The organism is Acidovorax sp. YS12 (assembly GCA_021496925.1).
In the GTDB taxonomy this organism is placed as follows: Bacteria; Pseudomonadota; Gammaproteobacteria; order Burkholderiales; family Burkholderiaceae_C; genus Paenacidovorax.
Genome location: CP053915.1, coordinates 2115934 through 2137533, shown reverse-complemented (window position 1 = coordinate 2137533; position 21600 = coordinate 2115934). Strand labels below are relative to the sequence as shown.

The 21600-nt window shown below is 64.0% G+C and carries 17 protein-coding genes and 2 pseudogenes; 13 read left to right on the top strand and 6 right to left on the bottom strand.

Annotated features, from left to right (window positions below):
• Nucleotides 1-1410: a DUF2130 domain-containing protein gene (locus YS110_09760; GenBank protein UJB65011.1), complete on the top strand. Its 1410-nt coding sequence runs from the start codon at nucleotides 1-3 to the stop codon at nucleotides 1408-1410.
• A gap of 684 nt (nucleotides 1411-2094) precedes the next feature.
• Nucleotides 2095-2854: pseudogene (locus tag YS110_09755) on the top strand (IS5 family transposase).
• 158 nt (nucleotides 2855-3012) lie between these two features.
• Here YS110_09755 and YS110_09750 read toward each other — a convergent pair.
• Nucleotides 3013-3264 (bottom strand): hypothetical protein, encoded by a 252-nt coding sequence (locus YS110_09750; protein ID UJB65010.1) that lies wholly within the window; start codon nucleotides 3262-3264, stop codon nucleotides 3013-3015.
• A gap of 464 nt (nucleotides 3265-3728) precedes the next feature.
• A pseudogene (locus YS110_09745) lies at nucleotides 3729-3877 on the bottom strand (IS5/IS1182 family transposase).
• Nucleotides 3878-4024: 147 nt separating this feature from the next.
• Here YS110_09745 and YS110_09740 point away from each other — a divergent pair.
• Genes YS110_09740 through YS110_09725 form a run of 4 tightly spaced genes read left to right on the top strand, consistent with a single transcriptional unit; the run spans nucleotide 4025 to nucleotide 9464 of the window.
• Nucleotides 4025-6367 carry a TonB-dependent receptor gene (locus YS110_09740; GenBank protein UJB65009.1) on the top strand — a complete coding sequence of 781 codons (2343 nt, stop codon included), beginning with the start codon at nucleotides 4025-4027 and terminating at the stop codon, nucleotides 6365-6367.
• Between the two features lie 33 nt (nucleotides 6368-6400).
• Nucleotides 6401-7606, top strand: a complete 1206-nt coding sequence (locus YS110_09735) for an ABC transporter substrate-binding protein (protein ID UJB65008.1) — start codon at nucleotides 6401-6403, stop codon at nucleotides 7604-7606.
• Nucleotides 7603-8688: an iron ABC transporter permease gene (locus tag YS110_09730; GenBank protein UJB65007.1), complete on the top strand. Its 1086-nt coding sequence runs from the start codon at nucleotides 7603-7605 to the stop codon at nucleotides 8686-8688. The genes YS110_09735 and YS110_09730 overlap by 4 nt, the downstream gene beginning before the upstream one ends.
• On the top strand, nucleotides 8685-9464 hold the full coding sequence (locus YS110_09725) for an ABC transporter ATP-binding protein (protein ID UJB65006.1): 780 nt from the start codon (nucleotides 8685-8687) through the stop codon (nucleotides 9462-9464). Before YS110_09730 ends, YS110_09725 begins: the two co-directional genes overlap by 4 nt.
• A 515-nt stretch (nucleotides 9465-9979) precedes the next feature.
• On the opposite strand, the gene YS110_09720 is transcribed toward YS110_09725, so the two are convergent.
• Nucleotides 9980-10318, bottom strand: a complete 339-nt coding sequence (locus YS110_09720; protein UJB65005.1) for a YggL family protein — start codon at nucleotides 10316-10318, stop codon at nucleotides 9980-9982.
• A 513-nt stretch (nucleotides 10319-10831) separates the two neighbouring features.
• On the bottom strand, nucleotides 10832-11836 hold the full coding sequence (locus YS110_09715) for a DnaJ domain-containing protein (GenBank protein ID UJB65004.1): 1005 nt from the start codon (nucleotides 11834-11836) through the stop codon (nucleotides 10832-10834).
• Between the two features lie 203 nt (nucleotides 11837-12039).
• Here YS110_09715 and YS110_09710 point away from each other — a divergent pair, with 203 nt between their 5' ends.
• The 7 genes from YS110_09710 (at nucleotide 12040) to YS110_09680 (ending at nucleotide 17703) form a co-directional block, all read left to right on the top strand.
• A complete protein-coding gene (locus YS110_09710) occupies nucleotides 12040-12522 on the top strand; it encodes an isoprenylcysteine carboxylmethyltransferase family protein (GenBank protein UJB65003.1) in 483 nt (160 codons plus the stop codon).
• A 417-nt stretch (nucleotides 12523-12939) separates the two neighbouring features.
• Nucleotides 12940-14163, top strand: coding sequence for a cytochrome-c peroxidase (locus YS110_09705; GenBank protein UJB65002.1), 1224 nt, complete (start codon nucleotides 12940-12942; stop codon nucleotides 14161-14163).
• Nucleotides 14164-14223: 60 nt separating this feature from the next.
• Nucleotides 14224-15579 carry a hypothetical protein gene (locus YS110_09700; GenBank protein UJB65001.1) on the top strand — a complete coding sequence of 452 codons (1356 nt, stop codon included), beginning with the start codon at nucleotides 14224-14226 and terminating at the stop codon, nucleotides 15577-15579.
• On the top strand, nucleotides 15579-16127 hold the full coding sequence (locus tag YS110_09695) for an FMN-binding protein (protein UJB65000.1): 549 nt from the start codon (nucleotides 15579-15581) through the stop codon (nucleotides 16125-16127). The genes YS110_09700 and YS110_09695 overlap by 1 nt, the downstream gene beginning before the upstream one ends.
• A gap of 64 nt (nucleotides 16128-16191) precedes the next feature.
• Nucleotides 16192-16929: an FAD:protein FMN transferase gene (locus tag YS110_09690; protein ID UJB64999.1), complete on the top strand. Its 738-nt coding sequence runs from the start codon at nucleotides 16192-16194 to the stop codon at nucleotides 16927-16929.
• Nucleotides 16926-17387 carry a DUF4405 domain-containing protein gene (locus YS110_09685; protein UJB64998.1) on the top strand — a complete coding sequence of 154 codons (462 nt, stop codon included), beginning with the start codon at nucleotides 16926-16928 and terminating at the stop codon, nucleotides 17385-17387. Before YS110_09690 ends, YS110_09685 begins: the two co-directional genes overlap by 4 nt.
• Nucleotides 17380-17703 carry a divalent-cation tolerance protein CutA gene (locus YS110_09680; protein UJB64997.1) on the top strand — a complete coding sequence of 108 codons (324 nt, stop codon included), beginning with the start codon at nucleotides 17380-17382 and terminating at the stop codon, nucleotides 17701-17703. The genes YS110_09685 and YS110_09680 overlap by 8 nt, the downstream gene beginning before the upstream one ends.
• 70 nt (nucleotides 17704-17773) lie before the next feature.
• Here the strand turns inward: YS110_09680 and YS110_09675 are convergent, their stop codons facing one another.
• The gene (locus YS110_09675) at nucleotides 17774-18886 is read right to left on the bottom strand and encodes a hypothetical protein (GenBank protein UJB64996.1); all 1113 of its coding nucleotides are present in this window, start codon (nucleotides 18884-18886) and stop codon (nucleotides 17774-17776) included.
• Between the two features lie 56 nt (nucleotides 18887-18942).
• The gene (locus YS110_09670; GenBank protein UJB64995.1) at nucleotides 18943-21597 is read right to left on the bottom strand and encodes an EAL domain-containing protein; all 2655 of its coding nucleotides are present in this window, start codon (nucleotides 21595-21597) and stop codon (nucleotides 18943-18945) included.
• Nucleotides 21598-21600 lie beyond the last annotated feature (3 nt).

Genomic DNA, 21600 nt, shown 5'->3' with positions numbered 1-21600 from the left:
ATGCATGAAATCATCTGCCCGCACTGCGGGAAAGCGTTCAAGATTGACGAAGCCGGCTACGCGGACATCCTGAAGCAGGTTCGTGACCGAGAGTTCGAGAAGCAGTTGCACGAACGGCTTGAACTAGCCGAACAGGAAAAGCGAACTGCTGTTGAGCTCGCACAGACGAAGGTTGCTGGCGAAATGCAAAAGGTCACAGCAGCCAAGGATGCCGAGATTCAAGACCTGATGGCGAAGCTCGACGCGGCGAGGGTTGCGCAAAGGCTCGCGGTGACCGAGTCTCTTAGTACCATAGAGAAGGAGCGTGACGCGCTTGCAAATGAGCTGCAGCAAGCCAGGTATGAAAAGCAAACCGCAGCGCAGCTGGCGGAGGCAAAACTCCTGAACGAGCTACAAAGTGCCGCCGCCGCGAAAGACAAGGAAATTCAGGCACTCAAGGGGAGGCTCGACACCAACGAAGTTGCACAGAAGCTCGCCGTTGCCCAAGCCGTTGGCCTAGTCGAGAAGGAGCGCGATGAGTTGAAGAGTGGTTTGGAGCGGGCGGTGCTTGAAAAGCAACTTTCAGAGAAATCCCTGAAGGACCGCTATGAGACGCAGATCAAGGATCGCGATGATACGATCGAGCGGCTCCGGGACTTGAAGGCGCGACTGTCAACAAAGATGGTCGGCGAAACCCTGGAGCAGCACTGCGAGATAGAGTTCAACCGCATCAGGGCCACGGCATTTCCACGTGCGTATTTCGAGAAGGACAACGACGCACGGCACGGCAGCAAAGGCGACTTCATCTTCCGCGATTCGGACGAGGGTGGCACCGAGATTGTCTCGATCATGTTCGAGATGAAGAATGAGAACGACGAGACCGCGACCAAGAAGAAGAACGAGGATTTCCTGAAGGAGCTCGACAAGGATCGCACCGAGAAGAGCTGTGAATACGCGGTTCTCGTTTCTCTCCTGGAACCCGACAGCGAGCTCTACAATACTGGGATCGTCGATGTTTCTCATCGCTACCCGAAGATGTACGTAGTTCGGCCACAGTTCTTCATACCTATCATCACGCTGCTGCGCAACGCCGCACAGAACTCGTTGAAGTACAAGACCGAGCTCGCACTGGTGAAGGCGCAGAACATCGACATCACGAACTTCGAGAAGCAGATCGACGACTTCAAGACGGCTTTCGGCCGGAACTGGCGGCTTGCATCCGAGGGCTTTGTCGAGGCTATTAAGCGGATCGACGAAGCGATCAAAGACCTTGAGAAGACGAAGGAAGCCCTCCACAAATCGGCAAATAATCTCCGCCTCGCCAACGACAAGGCCGAGGACTTGACGATCAAACGACTCACCCGCGGCAACCCGACGATGGCCGCGAAGTTCGCCGAACTCAAAGATCCAGACTCTCTTGACCCGAGTTGACCGCCGTTGTCCATGTGGCACGCACCACCTCAAACTGCCGCTTGGCGGACCATTCGGCAGAATGCACTGAACCAGGGTACCAGTTGCCAAGTTGTCGGTAGACCAGCACGACTCGCGGCGCAATGCCGCTGCGTGTCCGCGTCGAGCGACCTGTCAACCCTTAACGGCAGCGCCACTGAGATGACCGGTTCGTATTCTCCTGCGAACCTCTCGACGAACTCCTTCGAGCGCGTAGTTCTTGTTGCCTGGAACCCGAGCCACTTCGAGGTTGTTGCAGTGCTCGCAAATGAAGCGAGTCGTAGAAGGCATGGACTTCCGTATCGTCGTAGACGAGTTCGGCATCGCATCGCGGGCAGAAACACCAAATTCTAGAGATTTCGTTCCCGAACCAAGTCCAACGCCATTTGGCACCGAATATCAAGTCTTCAACATACTGAAGATGCAAGGATTCTGCAGTTCCAGAAGACCATAAGCCAACGAGGAAGCGGACTACCGGAATAAGCGCCAGCAGACCGAGGATGCTTAGAGCCCACCCCGGCGTTGCATACGTCGCCCCGAACAGGGCAAAGAATGACGCGACCTGCGCCCAAACCCAAAGGCCCGCCTCCTTCAGAGGTGGCCACAGTTCCCCCAAACCGGCTAGGGCGTGTCATCGAATTCGATAGATGCTCCATTATCAGGAGCATGAGTCGCAGATACGCCCTGACAGATCGCCAATGGAGCCAAATCAAAGACCTGCTGCCCGGCAGGGCTGGACACGTTGGTGCCCCCGCCAAGAACAACCGGCTGTTCGTCGATGCCGTGCTCTATCGCTACCGCGCCGGTATTGCCTGGCGTGACCTGCCCGAGCGCTTCGGTGATTTCCGCGTGGTGCATCTGCGCCATATGCGCTGGAGTCGGCGCGGTGTGTGGCAACGCCTCTTCGAAGCTCTGGCCGCAGGATGCGGACAACGAATACGCCATGATCGACTCGACCATCGTGCGCGCGCACCAGCACAGCAGCGGCGCCAAAGGGGGGGCTCGGCACAAGCCATAGGGCGCAGCCGAGGGGGCTTGAGCACCAAGATCCACGCCACGGTGGATGCACTGGGCAATCCCACGGGCTTCATGCTCATGCCGGGGGCAGGCCTCGGATCTGAACGGCGCGGATGTCCTGCTGCGCAATATCGATGCACGCATGGTCATCGCCGACAAGGCGTATGACGCACAGCAGCGGGTGCTCGATCCACTGCTCCAAGCAGGCAAAGCCGTAGTCATTCCCAGCATCCGCACGCGCAAACAACAGCGCGAGTACGACCGGCATCTGTACAAGGCGCGTCACCTGATCGAGCACTTCTTTGCACGCCTGAAGCAATACCGCGCCATTGCCTCTCGCTACGACAAGACTGCTGCGGCCTTCCTGGGCGCCATTCATCTGGCCGCCGCTGTCGTTTGGCTCATTTGATGACACGCCCTAGGGCAATGCCGCCAACAACCGTGGCAACTACGCCATTTCGAACTGAATGCTTCTCTGGCTCGGGCATAGTTCTCGGGAACTTGAGGGCCATCGCCTGAATTAGGCCGCGCCGCGAAGCGGCGTTGGCCTGAATGAACTGTTCGAACTCACACCTCAACCTTCCAGCGCGGCGTGAATGAATTGCTGGTTTCTTTTACGGAAATGATCTTGTGTACGTGGAAGTTTCTTGTGCCGCCTTTGACGATGTCATAGCAGAAGAACTTTTCCGTCCCACCAGTCATGCGATAGCTGTAGGGCTCCGCTTCACGTGTCTCGATGCTTCCATCATCTTCTCTGGCAGTGATGATGATCGTATGCAGGTTGCGACCAGCCGATGCGATCGTGTCTTTAATGTCCATGCGATTCTCTCCCCGTGAGTTCTAACGCAGTGCATCCTACAATACGTGCAGCATAAGCTGGACGGTGCGGGACATTCTCATCATTCATTTTCTCAAAAAATGCAACAATGCCCAAGTGTTGCGCGCGACGCCTTATCTTATATGTTGATATTGGCACATGTAAACCATGAAACCTGACAGCCTTCCTCACTCCTGCGAGATGATCTGTGGAGTATGCTCGGTGAGCCGCATGAAATCGATAGCCCGCTCCGGGGCGGCTTCGGCAGTTCGCGGATCGTCAACAGCCATTCGGCCGGTCCTCGCCTGTCAGCTCAGGACAACGTCAGTTGTACTTCCGGAACCGGTCGGCCGCACAGCTCCTCGAAAACCGCCTCAAAGATCACGATGTCGTTGAAACGGGGAACGCCACGGCCGCACGCCAAGGACCGCAGTCGCTGCATTGCCGCCACCGGCGCAAATCGATCCAGCAAGCCGGCGGCCAGGCGCGGCGCCAAGGCCGGGCGGCCACGGCCGAGGTGACGTGGTTGGCGAAGTGCCGCTCAATCTGCCCCCAGTCCATCAACCCCGCCAGGCGTACCAGCGGGGGGCGCATGTTGATCTGCTCGTCTTGCAAAGACTGCGCCCTTCAAGCAGCAGAACTACGGGTCAGATCAACGGTTCGCAGGTTTTTCGGGTCGGACTAAAGAATTTTTGAGTAGTTTCAGGCGCTGTACCGTCAAGTACAGGTGAGCACATCTGTATCTCTTGACTGGAACCCGCCATGCCTTTCTCACGCTTCATCTCTCCTATCCGCCCCATTGCGGCGGCCATGCTTTCGCTGGTGGCCGCATGGGCCCAGGCTGCGCCCCTGGCCATCGATCTGCCAGCCCAGCCGCTGAGCACCTCGATCCAGCAGCTTTCGCGCCAATCGGGGCTGTCCATCGGCGGCAACGCCGCGCCAGCCGTGCACGGCACGCTGGAGCCCGCCGATGCCTTGCGCAAGCTGCTGCAGGGCAGCGGGCTGAGCGCGAGCTTCGTGGGGGACAAGGTAATCATCGGGGTGGTTGTGCCGACGTTGAAGGAAGTCACGGTGATGGGCACTCCCCAGGAGGGGGCAGCGGAAATGGGCTACAGCGTGGAGCGCGCCCTAAACGTCGGCCCCTGGGGGGAACGTCTGCTGCAGGATACCCCTTATTCACTCAACGTCATGCCGAAGGAACTGATCGAAAACACCCAGACGACTCTGCTTCGTGACACATTTAGATATAACCCATATACGCAGATATACATCCCGGCATCCCGCATTGCAGAGAACATCAACATGCGGGGGTTTTTTGCCCCCAATCGAAGTCTGGAGGGCTTGCCCATTGGCGGGTCGAATTTCTTCGGCACTGAGGACATAGAGCGGATCGAAGTCATCACCGGGGCCACAGGGTTCATGTACGGCCTGGGCTCGCCTTCTGGTAACGTCAATTTGGTTGCTAAGCGGGCGCCAGCCCAGCGCCTGTTGGATATCACGGTCGGCTGTAGGGAAAAGTCCAACTGCTACACCCATGCTGACCTTGGTGGGCCCATCAACGAGGACGGCAGCCTGGGCTATCGGCTGAATTTGGTGAATGAAGGTGGTGAAACCTTCGTCTCAGGCCAAAAAATCGACCGGTACCTCGTCAGCGGGGCTCTGGACTACCGGGTCAGTAACAGGCTGAAGCTTGAGCTCAATGCATCCAGAACTTATGGAAAACAGGATGGCATGCAGGTTGGTTTCGGTCCAACCCCAGCCAGCGGAATACTGATGTCCTCCATCGACCCTAAACAAATTGATCCTTCGAAGCTGTATGGACAGGAATGGGGTTACGACACCTTCGAGAACAACCAGTTGATCGGCAAGGTTATATGGGATGTTTCCGAAAGCTCGAGGTTTCGTTCAGCGCTGCTGTACCAGTCAGGCATGACAGATCGGCTCAACAATAACACTACGAACAATTGGGTTGATAAAACCAAAACCATGAGCATTTACCATATCTTCGATTCTGATCTAATAAGAAAATCTGGTTATGCTTATCTTGATTCTGGATTCAATACAGGATCTGTGGCCCACAATTTGACAGTTGGATTTTCCTACGCTGGGCAGTTGATTAAAGCGCATCCCAATGGGAGCATCGCCATAAACATGCCCGGCATTTACGATCTGCTCGACCCTATACAGGTCGCGAAGCCGGTCTATGCCGTTGACACCAGACCCGTAGTCAATTCCTACGAGTCGGCGACGACCAATGTGATCATCGGTGACGACATTCAACTCACCAAGCAATGGTCCCTGCTGCTGGGCATCAACCGCACGCTCATCGACACTACTACTTACGACAGGACGACCGGCGCCGCCACTGCTGTCTACAAGAAGTTCGCGACCACACCGACGGTTTCCCTGCTGTTCAAGCCGGTGCCCAATGTCACGACGTATGTGACGTACCTGGATGCACTGGAACAAGGTGGCGTGGCGCCCGCGCTATACAACGGTCAGCCCGTCAGCAATGCCGGGCAAATCCTCGCACCCATGCGAGACAAGCAATATGAACTCGGCGCCAAGACAACATTGGGCGGAACCTTGCTGACCGCAGCCGTGTTCAAAATTGACAAGGCGAACCAATACGTCGATCCGGCCTCTCTCACCTACGTGCAGGACGGTCGTCAAATTCACCAGGGACTCGAATTGACGGCCAGTGGCAAGGTGCTGCCGGGTCTGCGGATATACGGTGGAGCGACCTGGTTGAGCGCCAAGCAAAAGAAGAACACCAACAATCCGGCCATGGAAGGAAAAACGCCGACAGTCGTGCCCAACAAGATGGCTAAGCTCATCGCGGAATACGCTATCCAGGCAATGCCGGGACTGACATGGACTGGTGGCGCTTTTTACACGGGGAAATACTATTACGACGCCGCAAACACCGACAGGATGCCAAGCGTAACCATCTATGACATGGGGCTACGCTACCGGACCGGCCTCGCGCAACGCCCGCTGACCCTGCGGCTGAACATCAGCAACATTACCGACAAACGCTATTTCATGGGCAACATGATCGGCGATCCGAGAATGGTCAGTTTCTCGGCGACCATGCAGTTCTGATCCCGTATGTCAATGGAGCCCGCTTCTCCCGGGATGCCTTTCCCGCTCACCCGCATTTTTCGATGGACTGCCTCGTTCGGCATATTGCGCGAGTTGGCTTGGTTCATCCCGTTCGCCAGTATTGGCCTGATCGTCTTGGCGTTAACACGGCCATCGCCGCAATTTCCGGCTCCAGCCCGGAGTCACACCGTGATCGACGGCAGCGGCGCGCCCGTGCGCATCGGCCAGCCTTTTCAAGGTGCGGTGATGACTTGGGGCCCTGGTTTCTATACCGATGCGTTTCTGGAAGCCACTGTCGCTCCTGAGGCGCTAGCGAGAGCGGGTACGGCACGGGAGCGAGGTGACTTTGCAAAGCGCATCTGGAGCCGGATTTTCCCGCAGGTGCTCAAGCAGGACAGCCTGTGGGATAGCGGGATAATGGCGTATCAGAAAGGACCCGATGCCGGCGTGGAGGGTTTGCTGGCGCTCGATGCTGGCGTCTTCTTCGGGAATCGCCATGGCCCTGCCCGGTTGACCCGCCAAATCGGAATTCCGACCCTGCTGTTTTCCACGCAAGGAAATGGGAACTGGGACGATTTCCTGCGGGCGGCGGCCCGCATGGTAGCTGAGGTTTCAGGTCACCCCGAGCGTGCAGAAGCATTGATTGAGCAGAATCGCCAGGCCTATCGGGAATTGGCAGCAGAACTCGGTGCTGTGCCCGAAGCACGGCAGCCCTGTGTGCTCATCATGGGGACGTCGAGCCCATACTACGTCAAATCATTCAACAACGACTACCAATACTATCTGCCGCCCGCACAGGTGCGGAATGCCACCGTCGGATTGACCGGGCAGCGCCAGGATGCAGAACGCATCCTGGCTATGGATCCGGACTTCATCTTCCTCATGGCTGGCGGTGGCGCCAGTCCACAGGAATTCATGGCCAACCCATTGTGGCGCGGCTTGAAAGCGGTTCGGGCCAAACGCGTCTACCGCATGCTTGGTGCGAGGGGCGGTGGTTTGCTGGGCTTGACCTACCAGCCCATCTCCGTGCGCTGGATGGCAGAAATCACGCATCCCGACCGCTTGCAACCCAAAGTGCGCGAACTGTTGCGGGACGCCTATGTTTCCCGTTTCGGCTACAGCATGAGTGACGCCGAAATCGATGCCGACCTACATCTGGACGCCAACCTCGGCTCCGCCGGGTATGGGCGCTTCGCCCGCGATGCCTTTTCAGTCCACAAACAGAGCGCCCCCCAATGACCGACTCCGGCCTGACCATATCCGTGGCACCACTCGTTGCCAAACACCCTCCGATGCCGGGCGGACGCTGCATGCCCTACCTGTTGGGAGTGGCGGTGCTGCTAGCCATCGTCGGCTCGTTGCTGCTGGGCGCCTATCCCATGCCTTTCGATCAAGCTGTGACCATCGTTGCTCATCTGGCCTGGCCAGGACCGTTGCCCGATGACCCGTCCTGGAACATCAAAGAACTGACGGTGATTCAAACCGTTCGCCTGCCGCGCGTGCTGGTCGCCACCTTGGCAGGCATGGGCTTGGGCATGGCCGGTGCGGCCTTGCAAGGCGTCATGCGCAATCCACTGGTCGGACCGGATCTGGTAGGCGTCACCTCCGGCGCGGCCTTTGGCGGCGTATTGGCCATGCTGTTCGGGTGGCCACCAACCGGCGTTGTCGGCTTGGCTTTCGTTGGCGGTTTGTTGGCCATGGGACTCACTTTCACCCTTGCCAGACTGGCGCGTAATGGTGGCAATGGCATGGCCTTGATTCTGGCCGGCGTGTTCATCGGCGCGTTCTTCATCGCCTTGGTGGGTCTGGTGCAGTTTGTCGCTCCGGATGTGAAGCTGCCCGGCATGGTCTATTGGTTGTTGGGCAGCTTCATCGGTGTCGATGCACAGAAAGTCTTCATGATCGCCATCCCCACGTTGGGCGGCGGCGCGGTGCTGATGCTGCTGCGTTGGCGTATCAACCTGCTTTCCCTGGGCGATCTGGATGCCGCCTCATTGGGTGTTGACGTCCGCTGGCTGCGCTGGCTGGTGATTGCCGTGGTATCGCTGATCGTGGCCGCCCAGGTGTCCGTAGCCGGGGTGATCGGCTGGGTCGGCCTAGTGGTGCCCCACCTGGCCCGCATGCTGGTGGGACCGGACCATCGGCGCCTGCTGCCAGCCTCGGCCCTGCTAGGAGGATTGTTCGTACTGGGCCTGGACGATGTGACTCGCACTATCGTGCGCGGCGAGCTTCCGGTCGGCGTGCTGTCGGCCCTGGTGGGGACGCCTTTCATCTGCTTCCTTTTCTGGAAGACCCAGACCAAGGGATGGAGCGATCAATGAACAATACGGCACTCGCGTTCGACGGTCTCGGACATGCCTACCTGCCTGAGCGCTGGATTTTCCGCGGCTATCGGGCGGCAGTGACCAGGGGCAGGGTCTTTGCCTTGCTCGGCCCCAATGGACGGGGTAAGACTACGCTGCTCAAGATTCTGCTCGGGGCCTTGCAGCCTAGCGAGGGGGAGATCCAGGTACATGGGCGGATCGCCTTCGTGCCTCAATTATTCCAAGTCAGCTTCGACTACTCCGCACTGGACATGGTGCTCATGGGCCGGGCTCGCAAGATTGGCCTGTTCACCCAGCCGGTGCCAGCCGACGAGGAGGCGGCCTTGCAAGCGTTGGAGCGTTTCGGCATGGCACATGCTGCCCATCGCCCGTTCCACGAAATGTCCGGCGGTCAGCGGCAGTTGGTGATTTTCGCAAGGGCGCTGGTAGCCGAGGCCGACATCCTGATTCTCGACGAACCCACTTCGGCCCTCGACCTGAAGAACCAGGGCATCGTGCTGGAGTGGATTGCCAAGCTGCGCGATGAGGGGCTGACGGTGCTGTTCACCACGCACCACCCGCACCATGCCCATGCCGTGGCGGACGACGCCCTGCTGATGTTCAGTGAGCGCGACTACGCCTGCGGGCCGGTGGACGAGGTGCTGACCGAGGCCCATCTGCTGCGCCTGTACGGCGTGCCGCTGCGCCAGGTGGCTTTCGAGTACGAGGGAAAGGCGCTGGCCTCGCTGGTGCCGGTGCATGGCAGCCTGCGCCGATTCCCGGTGGCGGGATAGCGGATCAACGCCATGCCCCCGCCCGCGATGCAGGCAGGGGCGCGGAGCACGCTAACTGAACAGCATTGGGACTAGGCGAGTTTTTTGAAGCTCTTGTTCATTTATTAGTCCGCCCTGAACAACCTGCAAGCCGTTGATCTGACTCGCGGTTCTTCGGATTGAACTTTCCATCATGCTGAATGACGGCTTTGGCGCTTTTAGCTGGATGGCGGCTCAGGGTCGGCAACACCAGTTCGCAGCTTACGAAAGCTGCCGTTATCCGGTTTGCCGCGTACAGCGGACGTCTGGCCAGATCGCGGGGCAGTGTCTGGTATCGGCGGCAGCGGTCACAGGCTTGCCAAAGCTCAGTGGTCGCAACCCGCCTGAAGCAGTCCACTAGGCGACGGTGGTGACCGGCAACTCCTGGCCGATTGGAGCCAACTGAGTGGACATGCCGTTCAGGCGTTCACGTTCCAGGACTCGCTGTCCAGGATCGTTGGAATACGCAACTTGCGGTTTCCGCAGTGCCAAGGCATTCAATCTTCGACGTACCAGGCATCCTTGAGTTCGCTCACGCTGGCTTCATTCACTTCGGGCTGGGCCCGGAACCAGGCCAGGGTGGCTGCACGGTCTTCGTCAGTGGCGCTACCGCGATGGTAGGTGGTCACAAAGCCTTCGAGCACCCAGCCTGCAGCGGCCAGGAAACGTGGAGCCAGCAACTCGGTCACGAAGCGGTCCATCAGGGCATCTTCCTGCCCGGTTGTCAGGTCTTCCTTCAGGCTGAGCTCGTACTCAAAGCCAAACTCCTGGAATTCGTCCAGATGCATCTTCTTGCGAAGGCGGCGGCTGCGTTGCTTGTTTGGTGGCAATGCCATGATGAAGTCTTTCTCTAGAGTGAAAACAATGCGCGCATCATGGCAGGGTGCTATGGCATGCGCTGCTTGGCCGATGGCGCCGGACTGCCGGGTTGGACAGTTCGGTGGCACCGCCGCAAGCCACCAGATTGCCAGTGGCAGGCCGGAACGTAAGGAGCAAGGATGCCTGAGGCCTGGTCGCCCGGACCGGGCAACCGCTGGGGTTTAGGGTCTTGCGGAGTGATGTCGGGGCGTTTGGCGGTCTTCCGCGAGAAATACAACACTCAGCGAAAAATCAGTACAAAGATGTGCATCTCAGGTTGTTTTATCTGGTTGATTTTGCTGGCTGGCTAATACAACGCTCAATGCACATCGACATTGCTTCTGGCACATGCTGTAACGTCGATAACTCTATGAATTTGAATGGAGTTTTCTTTGTTTACTCAGTTTTGCGAGCGGTATTTTGCTCAAATTTTAAGCAAAACTTCAAGGGCTGCCATCATCAGTCCGCCATGCTGATGGTCATCGGGGATCTCATCTGCGCCGATCCTGCCAGTTGTCCACCAACCGGGTCCATGCCGCCATGCGATCACCGGCCGACGTGCCGGCCGTCCCGGTGTTGCTGGCCACCAGCCGGTCAATCGCTGCCTCTTGCTCCTGGCTGAACTCCTGCGGAAACATTGGCACGACGGTGACGATGCAGTCCCCAGCCTCTGCCTCGCCCGTCCACGGAAGGCCGGCGTTTTTGATGCGGTAGTTCAGGTGGCCCCGCCGCAGCTTCATCTGTTGCAGCCCGCGGGGGGTTGGAACCTGGATCCAGCGATTGGCCATCCATGCAAAACCATCGACGGGCAGTTCGCACTTCAAGGTCCCATCGGCTTCAGCCGTGAAGAACGCGTGCGGCTGCAGCTCCACGCGCACGCGCAGCGCCAGCGCGTGCTGGCGCTGACGGCCTTGCACCCAGGCTGTGATATCGAGCAGGTCGCCAGCGCGCGCGCCAGGCGCGACCGGCACCCGGCAGCGGTACTTGCGCGCCGGTGCCCTGCCGCTGGCCGCGCAGGCAGCACAGCTTTGGCGCGTCTTCCCCTGCCCCTGGCAGGCTGTGCATTCGACCGTGGACGCGACCCAGGCGAACCAGAGAGGCTGCCGGATGTGGCCGGTGCCACCGCATTTACTGCACCGGGTCGCCTGGAGCTGCAGGCCACTGCCGCTGCACTCGGCGCAGTCTTCGACCACCTCGCCCCGAATGTCCCTGACACAACCGGTCACCACCTCCTCGAGCGTGAGGCTGATGGCGTGCTCGACGGTGGATTTTTCCGCATCGGGGGCGGGGTCCTCGGTTTCCGCCGCCGGTTCGTCCCGGGCGTTGCGGATCATTTCCAGTGCCCGATTGATGCGCTGAATCTTTCGCAGGGCATGCGGGCTGCTGTTGCGATCCGGGTGCCAGCGTGCGGACAGGCGGCGCCACGCAACCTTTACCTCGGCATCGCTGGAGCCCGGTGCCAGGCCAAGTTCGTGGTAAGGGTCGTCGAGGTCCATGGTCTCAATGGCGCAAGCTATGTTGCAGTGCAGCATGGTAGCAGGCGCTGCTTGCCGCCAGGATCCCCAGGCTGGGAGAGAAATTGGTGGCCCATGGCTGGAGAAGGTCAAGGCGAGCCACGGCGATACCTTCACCTGTGCGTTGACTTTGAAGTAACTTCAATCTTTAAAGTGTGCCAACCACATTCGGCACCGACCCTCACATGCCTTCTCAATCCCCGTCGCGGAACCATTCCTCTTGGTTGTCTCTGCGTGTGCCACCCGTGGCGCTCGCCGCTCTGTTTGCCGCTGCCATGTGGCTTTTGCCCGGTATCGTATCGACCATGATTCCCGGCGCGTGGATCGTGGCCTGCGCGCTGGCTATGGCCGGCGGCGCGCTTTGTATGGCTGGCGTTCTGGCATTTCGGCAGGCAAACACCACGGTGAATCCGACCACCCCCGTGGCCTCGACAGCGCTGGTGGTGCGCGGGGTCTATCGACTGACACGCAATCCCATGTACCTGGGCTTCGCATTGCTGCTGTTGGCCCTTGCCGTGTGGCTGGGCAAGATGTCGGCATTGCTCCTCGTGCCGCTCTTTATGGCCTACCTGCAGCACTTCCAGATACGACCGGAGGAAGACGCGCTGCACGCGCGATTTGGGGCTTCGTTCGATACCTATTGCCAGCAGGTGCGGCGCTGGCTGTAAGAGAGCGTGAGCCTGCTGAAGATGGCGACGGCCAGGTGTCGCGTGTTCCAAGCTGTGGGCAGGATCCGGATGTGCAGCAGTCATAGAGGTTCGGGGGTGACGGCCGCCTTTCAGAGTCTGCTGTCCGTTTTTGTGCGCTGATCCTATGCGCTCATAGTGACCGGCAGCGGTACAAGCAAGCAGACATCGTGGCGAATGGGGCGCTTGGGCGGTCTTCCGCAAAAAATACAAAACTCAGTGAAAAGATGTCAGGAAAGTACAACACTCAGCGAAAAATCAGTACAAAGATGTGCACCCCATGTCGCTCTAAGTGTTTGATTTTGCTAGGTGGCTAGTACAACGCTCAGTGCACGTCGATAGCTGCAAGAAACCCGGTCGATAAAATCGAGAACAAGTTTTATTAACCTTTGCGTTTCTATGTTTTCCACTCCAATCGGGGGGCGGCGCGTGCGCGCCGGATGGGCGGCCGTGTGGGCCGCGGCGGTGGCCGTGGGGCTGTCGGCCTGCGGTGGCGGCGGCACTTCGGCTGGGCCGGCCGACATTCCAGTGGACACCGGGCTCTCGCCCGTCGCTGCGCTGGGGCAGAAGATCTTCCATGACCCCACGCTCTCGGCATCGGGCCGCCAGTCCTGCGCCAGTTGCCACGAGGCGGCCTTCGGCCACGCGCAGCCCAACGGCCTGGCGGCGCAACTGGGCGGGCCACACCTCGACCTGCAGGGCGGGCGCCAGTCGCCCACCATCCGCTACCTGGCGGGCAACAAGGCCTTCTTCTTCGACACCGATGGCACGCCCACGGGCGGCTTCTTCTGGGATGGGCGCGCCACCTCGCTGCAGGACCAGGCTGGCCAGCCCTTCCTGAATCCGGTGGAGATGGCCAACGGCAGCAAGGATGAGGTGGTGCGCCGCCTGGCCGCCGCCAGCTATGCGGGCGAGTTCCGCCAGGTATTCGGCACCGCCATCCTGGCCGACACCGAAGCCGCCTACCAGCGCCTGACGCTGGCGCTGCAGCAGTACCAGCTGGAGGACGTGTCGTTCCGGCCGTATTCGAGCAAGTACGACGCCTTCCTGCTCGGCAAGGCACGGCTGGACGCGCAGGAGCTGCGCGGCCTGGCGCTGTTCAACAACCCCGCCAAGGGCAACTGCAACGCCTGCCACCCCTCGGGGCGCGGCGCCGACGGCAGCATGCCGCTGTTCACCGATTTCACCTACGACAGCCTGGGCGTGCCGCGCAACCCCGAGCTGGGGCAGAACGCCGACCCGGTGTTCTTCGACCTCGGCCTGTGTGCGCGCGCGGGCGGCGACCTGGCCGCGCGCGGCGACCTGTGCGGCCTGTTCAAGGTGCCCACGCTGCGCAACGTGGCGCTGCGCCAGGCGCTCTTCCACAACGGCTACTTCAAGACGCTGAAGGACGCCGTCACCTTCTACGTGCAGCGCGACACCAACCCCGAGAAGTGGTACCCGGTGAACGCCGACGGCAGCGTGCGCAAGTTCGACGACCTGCCCGCGCGCTACCAGGCCAACGTGAACGTGACCGAGGTGCCCTACGACCGCCAGCCCGGCGACGCGCCCGCGCTGAGCGACGAGGAGGTGGACGACGTGGTCGCCTTCCTCAAGACGCTGACCGACGGCTACCAGCCCTGACCGCCTGGCTTTTTTCGCTTCTTCCCCGCGTTTCCATCCACCTCCGTTTCGTTCCTCCCTATGACTTCCCTCTTCCAACGCAGCGGCGCCGCACTGGCCACCCGGGCCCTGGGCCTGTCCCTGGCCTTGTCCGCCTTGCCTGCATGGGCGCAGCAGGCGCCGGCCGCCACCCAGGCGGAGCTGGCGCAAAAGCTCGAAAAACTCGCCGCCGAGCTGGCCGACGTGAAGGCGCAGCTCGCGCAGTTGCAGGCCCGGCAGGCGCCGCAGGCCGCGCAAGGCCAGCCCGCCGCGCAGGCGGCACAGGCGGCGCCGGCGGGGCAGGGCGGCTGGGGCGGTGCGGCACCCGCCGTGGCCGCCGCGCCGGCCCAGCCCGCCACCGTGCTCACGGGCTATGGCGAGGTCAACTACAACCGCCCCACCAAGGCCACCGACAAGTCGCAGGTCGACCTGCGCCGCTTCGTGCTCGGGCTGCAGCACCGCATCAACGAGCGCACCAAGATCGTCGGCGAGCTGGAGGTGGAGCACGCCGTGGCCTCGTCGGGCGACGTGGGCGAGGTGGCGCTGGAGCAGGCCTATGTCGAACACCAGCTCACCCCCACGCTGGCGGCGCGCGGCGGCCTGTTCCTCATGCCCGTGGGCCTGCTGAACGAAACCCACGAGCCCACGGCCTTCTACGGCGTGGAGCGCAACTTCGTCGAGACCGCCATCATCCCCACCACCTGGCGCGAGGCCGGCGCGCAGCTCGTCGCCAGCTTCGACAACGGCCTGACGCTGCAAGGCGGCATCAGCACCGGCTTCGACCTGACCAAGTGGGACGCCGCCTCCACCGAAGGCGCCGAGTCGCCGCTGGGCGCCACGCACCAGGAAGGCGCGCAGGCCAAGGCGCGCAACCTGGCGTTCTTCGGCGCGGCCAACTGGCGCGGCGTGCCGGGGCTGCTGCTGGGCGCGTCGCTGTTCAGCGGCAACGCCACCCACGGCCAGCCCGGCTTCGCGCGTGCGCGCGTCACGCTGGGCGACGTGCATGCGCGCTGGACGCCGGGGCGCTGGGACCTGTCGGCCCTGTACGCGCGCGGCAGCATCTCGAACACCGCCGAGCTGAACCTGCCGCTGGTGGGCAACCCGACGCTGATTCCCAAGTCCTTCGACGGCTGGTATGTGCAGGGCGCCTACAAGCTCTGGCAGCAAGGCGACTACGCCTTCAGCCCCTTCGTGCGGCTGGAGCGCTTCAACACCGCGCGCGCCTTCGCCGACCTGGGCCCGGGCCTGACGCCCGCGGCGGCGGATACCGAGCAGGTCACCACCATCGGCGCCAACTTCTGGATCACGCCCTCGGTCGTGCTCAAGGCCGACTACCAGCGCTTCAAGGTCAACACCGCGGCCCACCGCGTGAACCTGGGCCTGGGCTGGAGCTTCTGATGCGCCTGACGCTGTGCGGCGGCACCGCCCTGGTGGCGCTCGCGCCCGCCGGGGCGCTGGCCGTGGACTACATGAGCGCCGAGCAGGCGCAAAAGCTCATGTTCTCGCAGGCCGATGCCTTCGAGCCGCGCGAACTGCCGCTCGACGCCGCGCTGGCGCAGCAACTGGCCGCCGCCGGCGCCAGGCCGCCGCTGGCGCCGCGCCTGCAGGTGCGCCTGGCGCGCCAGGGCGGTGCCCTGCTGGGTTACGTGGTGGTGGACGATGTGGTCGGCAAGTTCGAGCGCATCACCTACGCCCTGGGCGTGGACGGCGACGGGCGCGTGCGCCAGGTCGAGGTGCTGTCGTACCGCGAGAGCCACGGCCACGAGATCCGCCTGCCCGCCTGGCGCAAGCAGTTCGTGGGCAAAACGGCGGACGCGCCGCTGCGCGTGGGCGACGACATCGCCAACATCAGCGGTGCCACCCTGAGCTGCACCCACGTCACCGACGGCGTGCGGCGCAACCTGCTTTGGCTCGACGCGCTGCGCCGTGCCGGCAAGCTCGGTTGAATTATCAAAACAATAGCTGCTCGCGCTTACCCAGAAAGGGCTAGAGCCGTTTTTGATGCCTGAAATGCAACGCCGTGCACGCCCCTTGCTCGGCACGCTGGTCGAGATCGGCGTGCCGCAAGGCAGCGCGGGCGCGGCGGTCGAGGCCGCCTTCGCCGCCGTGCAGCGCGTGCAGGAGCGCATGTCGCGCTTCGTGGCCGGCAGCGACGTGGCGCGCTTCGCCGCGCTGCCCGTGGGCCGGAGCCTGGCCATCGCCCCGGAGACCGCCGACGTGCTGCAGGCCGCCGCCGCGCTGCAGGCCGCCAGCGGTGGGCTGTTCGACATCACCCAGGGCCGCGCGCCGCACGGCTGGCACTGCGCCGGGCGGCGCCTGCACAAGCGCGCCGCCATGGCCGCGTTCGACCTGGGCGGCATCGCCAAGGGCTACGCCGTGGACTGCGCCGTGCAGGCGCTGCAGCGCGGCGGCTGCGCCAGCGGCTGGGTCAACGCCGGTGGCGACCTGCGCGCCTTCGGCGCCATCGAAGTGCCGGTGCTGCTGCGCGACGAAGCCACGGGCGGCCTGCGCCCCTTCGCCCGCCTGGGCGACGGCGCCTTCGCCACCAGCCACCTGGGTGCCGGGCGGCGCAGCCAGGCGTGGGCGGGCGGGCGCGGCGTGCAGGCCCACGCCAGCGTGGCCGCACCGCTGTGTTTGTGGGCCGACGCGCTGACCAAGGTGGTGGCCACCAGCGGCGACGCGCGCCACCCCGTGCTGGCGCACTACGGCGCGCAGGCCTGGCTGCACTGCGACAATGCACCCGCATGAACGCCCTCAAACCCTGGCAATACCGCGCCCTGTACGCCAGCACCGGCGCGCTGGCCGCCAGCGGCGCGCTGTGGCTGGCCGTGCACTACCTTTGGGGCGCGGGGGCCGATCAACTGCCGCACCCGCTGGAGCCCTGGCTCATGCGCCTGCATGGCGCCGCGGCCTTCGCAGGCCTGTTCATGGCCGGCGTGCTGGCCGCCGCGCACATCCCCCAGGGCTGGCGCATGACCACGCGCAACGCGCGCCTGCGCCTGCACAAGGCGGCACAGCGCCGCACCGGCCTGGCGCTGTGCGCGCTGGGCGGCCTGGGGGCGCTGAGCGGCTACCTGCTGTACTACTTCGCGCCCGAGCACCTGCGCGCGCCCATCGGCTGGGGCCACGCGGCCCTGGGCCTGGCGCTGGCGCTGCTGGTGCCGCTGCACGGCGCGCGCATGCCCGGGCCGCCGCGCCATGACTGAACACACCATCGCCGTGGTCACGACCACCGTCGCCACGCCGGCCGACGCCCGGCAGCTTGCCACCCAAGCCGTGCAGGCGCGGCTGGCGGCCTGCGCGCAGGTCGAGGCCATCACCGCGCACTACCGCTGGCAGGGCGCACTGCACGAAGACGCCGAATGGCGCGTGACCTTCAAGACCACGCAGGCCGCCGTGCCCGCCCTGCTGGACTGGCTGCAGGCCCGGCACCCCTACGATCTGCCGCAGTTGCTGGCGCAGCCGGTGCAGGCCAGCGCCGCCTATGCCGCCTGGGTGCGGGGCGAAGTGGCGCTGCCGTAGCTGGCGCCGAATACTCCCGTTTTGATAGCTTCTAGCGCTTGTCCAGCAATGGTTTGAGGCCGATTTGGCTTCAAACCGCCAGGTCGATCTGCTGCATGGTGCCGGCGCTGCCGTCCTCGCGCAGGTAGGCGCTGGTGCTGCGCACCGTGCCCAGCGGGTCGTTGCCGCTGGTGCGCAGCGCGAACGGCGTTTGCGTGGCGGCCAGCGAGAGCGCGCCCACGCCCGCTTCCTTGAGCGACATCAGCCGCCCCGGCCCTTCGGCCTCGGGCACCCAGACCTTCAACTGGGAGAACACGGCGTCGTTCTCGTCGATCCAGCCGTTGCCATCGTCGTCGTGGCGCGCCAGTTCGGTGTAGCCGTTGCCGGTGGCGGGGCCGAACAGTTCCAGGCCGCTGTCGATGCGCTGGTTGCCGTTGCGGTCCAGCGCCAGGTAGCCGCGGTTGCCCGACAGCAGCGGCACCTGCTCGGTCTGGCCGTCGCCGTTCAGGTCGAAGGCGAAGCGCACGCTCTGCAGCTCGGCCGCCGTGCCGTCGAAGTTGATGACCAGCGGGTCGATGGCCTGCGCGTCGCTGCCCATGCGCAGTTGCAGGTGCGACTCCTCGCGGTAGCTGCGCTGCATGCTGAGCTGCAGGTTGAAGCGGATTTCCTGCCCGTCGGCCGTGCGCACCACGCCCTCGGCCGCGTACTGGGTGGATTCGGTTTCCTCCAGCACCTCGTGCTGCTCGTAGCGCAGCGCGAAGCTGGTGTTCGCGCCCGTGTTCGCTGCGCTGGCGGCGGCTGCGGCGATCGGCTCGCTGGACACCGACAGCCGCACGCTCTGGGCCTGCACGCCGGTCATGCGCGCGATCAGGTCGCGCACCATGGTCAGGTGCGGGGTCAGGTTCTCGAAGTCCTCGGCGCGCCCGGACCGCTCAGTGGCCGTGGCGGGCGCCTGCTGCGCGGCGCGCCGGGCCGCAGCGAGCAGGCTCGCAGCCACGGTCACGCCCGCTGGCGGCGTGTCCTGTGCCTGGGTCTGCACCTGCGCCTGGGCGCTGGCGCCCAGGCTGGTTTGCGTGCTGCTGCGGGTGCTGGCGCTGCTGACGGTGGTGCCGCCCGCCCGCAGTTCGAGCCGCTCGCTTTGCGTGTGGGTGCTGGTGGCGCTGTGCTGGGCTTGCGCTTGCAGCGTGGATGCGGCGATTTTCATGGCAGGGCTCCATTGACCGATTTCTTCTCTATCGGCAGCCTGCGCGGAAAGTTGAGTCAGGCGCTGTGGGCTGCCTTCGCCCGCCGCTCGAAATCGGCCAGCGGCTCGGGCCGCCCGAAGAAATAGCCCTGGAAGTCGCGGCAGCCCTGGGCCAGCAGGAAGCGGTGGTGCGCCTCGGTCTCCACGCCTTCGGCCACCACGCCCAGGCCGAGCCGGTGCGCCAGCGCGATGATGCTGTGGGCGATGGCGGCGTCCTTTTCGTCCTGCAGCATGCCGCGCACGAAGCCCTGGTCGATCTTCACCTGGTCCAGCGGCAGCCGTTTGAGGTAGCCCAGGCTGGAGTAGCCGGTGCCGAAGTCGTCCAGCGACAGCCCCAGCCCCAGGCCGCGCAGCGCCTGCATGATGGCGATGACTTGGTCCACGTCCTGCAGCAGCAGGCTTTCGGTCAGCTCCAGCTTGATGCGCCGGGGATCGGCGCCGCTGGCCAGCAGCAGCTCGCGCAGCTCGGCCACGAACTCGGCCTGGCGGAACTGGCGCGCACTGACGTTGATCGACAGGTTCAGTGCCGCCAGCGCCGGGTCCTGGCGCCACTGCCCTTGCTGGCGCAGCGCCGTCTCCAGCACCCAGCGGCCCAGCGCCAGGATCTGCCCGGTTTCCTCGGCCAGCGGGATGAACAGGCCCGGTGCCACCAGGCCTTTCTCGGGGTGGTGCCAGCGCAGCAGCGCCTCGGCCCCAGCGATGCGGCCCTGCGCATCGACCTGCGGCTGGTAGAACAGGGCCAGCTCGCCCTGGCGCAGCGCCTTGTGCAGTTCGGCCTGCAACTGCAGGCGCTGGTTCACGGCGGCCTGCATCACGGGGTCGAAGAAGCGCAGCGTGTTGCGGCCTTCCTCCTTGGCGCGGTACAGGGCCAGGTCGGCCTGCTTGAGCAGTTCCTCGGCCGAGCAGGGCGCGGCGTGGACCATGGTGGCGCCCATGCTGGCGGTAGGGTGGTGCTCCTGGGCGCCGAGCTGGCAGGGCTGGCGCAGCCGCTGCAGGATCTTGTCGCCCAGCGCGCGCACCTGGGCGGCGGCCTGGAAGGGGTCGGTGCCCAGGTTGTGCAGCAGCACCACGAATTCGTCCCCGCCCAGCCGGGCCACGGTGTCGTCGGCCTGCACGCTGGCCTGCAGGCGCCGCGCCACCTCCACCAGCAACTGGTCGCCCGCCACGTGGCCCTGGCTGTCGTTGAGCGTCTTGAAGTGGTCCAGGTCGAGCTGCAGCACGGCGGCGCACTGGCTGGTGCGGGCGTTGCCCGACAGCACCTGCTCCAGCCGGTCGCGCAGCAGGCGGCGGTTGGGCAGGCCGGTGAGCGCGTCGTACAGCGCCAGGTAGCGCGCGCGTTCCTCGGCGGCCTTGCGGCCGGAGATGTCCACGTCGATGCAGAACAGCTCCGGCGGGCGGCCCGGCACATGCACGTAGGCGTGGCTGGAGAACACGTCCACCCCGGCGCCGTTCTTGTGCCGCAGGTGCAGCTCGCCGGCCGGCGTGGGCATGCCGGTGGCGAACATCTGCGCCACGTCGCGGCGTGCGTTGGCCTGCGCGGCGGGCGGCACGATGAGGTCGAAGATGCTTTGCCCCAGCGCCTCGCCAGCCTGGTAGCCGTACAGCTGCTCGGAGGCCTTGTTCCAGTAGGTGACCGTGCCATCGGCCAGGTAGCCCTGCACCGAGATCGAGGGGATGTCGCGCAGCAGGGTGCGCAGGCGCTGCTCCGATTCGTGCAGCGCCGCCTCGGCCTGCACGTACTCGGTGCGGTCGTGGGCCAGGAGCACGACGGCCTGGCGGCCATGGACCAGCGTGGCCAGGGGCTGGCAGCGGCCCTCGAAGTGGCGCGGGCCGCCCAGGGTCTGGAGCTGGTAGACGAAACTCGCGGGCTTGCCCGTGCGCAGGCAGTCGTGGATCTGCCGCATGAAGCGTTCCGCCAGGTCGGGGGGCAGCACGTCGGCGATGCGCCGGCCCAGCAGCTCAGCCACGGGGGCGATCAGCTGGGCGTCGTCCGGGGTCAGTATTTCGAGGTAGCGGCCCTGGTCGTCGATTACCAGCACCGGGTCGGGGATCGACTGCGTGATGGCCCGCAGCCGTGCCACGCTGTCGGCCAGGGCCGATTCGGTGTGCAGGCGCCGCTGCACGTCCTGCAGCAGCCAGCCCAGGAACATGGTGGCCGGGCCGAACACCAGCAGGTAGGGCAGGGCCAACTGGCTGTTGACGCGCGCCACGGCCGCCGGCTCCAGCCCCTGGAACATGCCCAGCACCGACAGGTGCAGCAGCAGCCCGAAGGCCAGCAGCGCCAGCGGGCGCGCATGCACCCGGCCGCGCCGCAGCGCATGGCGGTACGCCAGGCCGGCGGCGCTGCACCAGACGATCACCAGCAGGCCGATGCCTACGCCCGCGCCACCCAGCGCCAGGCGCATGGCGGCGGCCATGGCCGTGGCCACGGCGGCCGCCCAGGGGCCGCCGAACAGGGCCGCCATGCTCAGGACGACCGAGCGCGCGTCGATGATGACGCCGGGCGCCAGGTGCAGCGGCTTGAGCATGCCCACGGTGCAGATGGCGCCGAAGAGCAGCCCCGACAGCAACTGCTGCAGCGCCGGCCGGCGCCGCAGCAGGCGGATGTTCACGCTGTACAGAAAGCACAGCGCGAGCAGCAGGGCTACGCCTTGAACCAGTTCGAGGAGCATCGG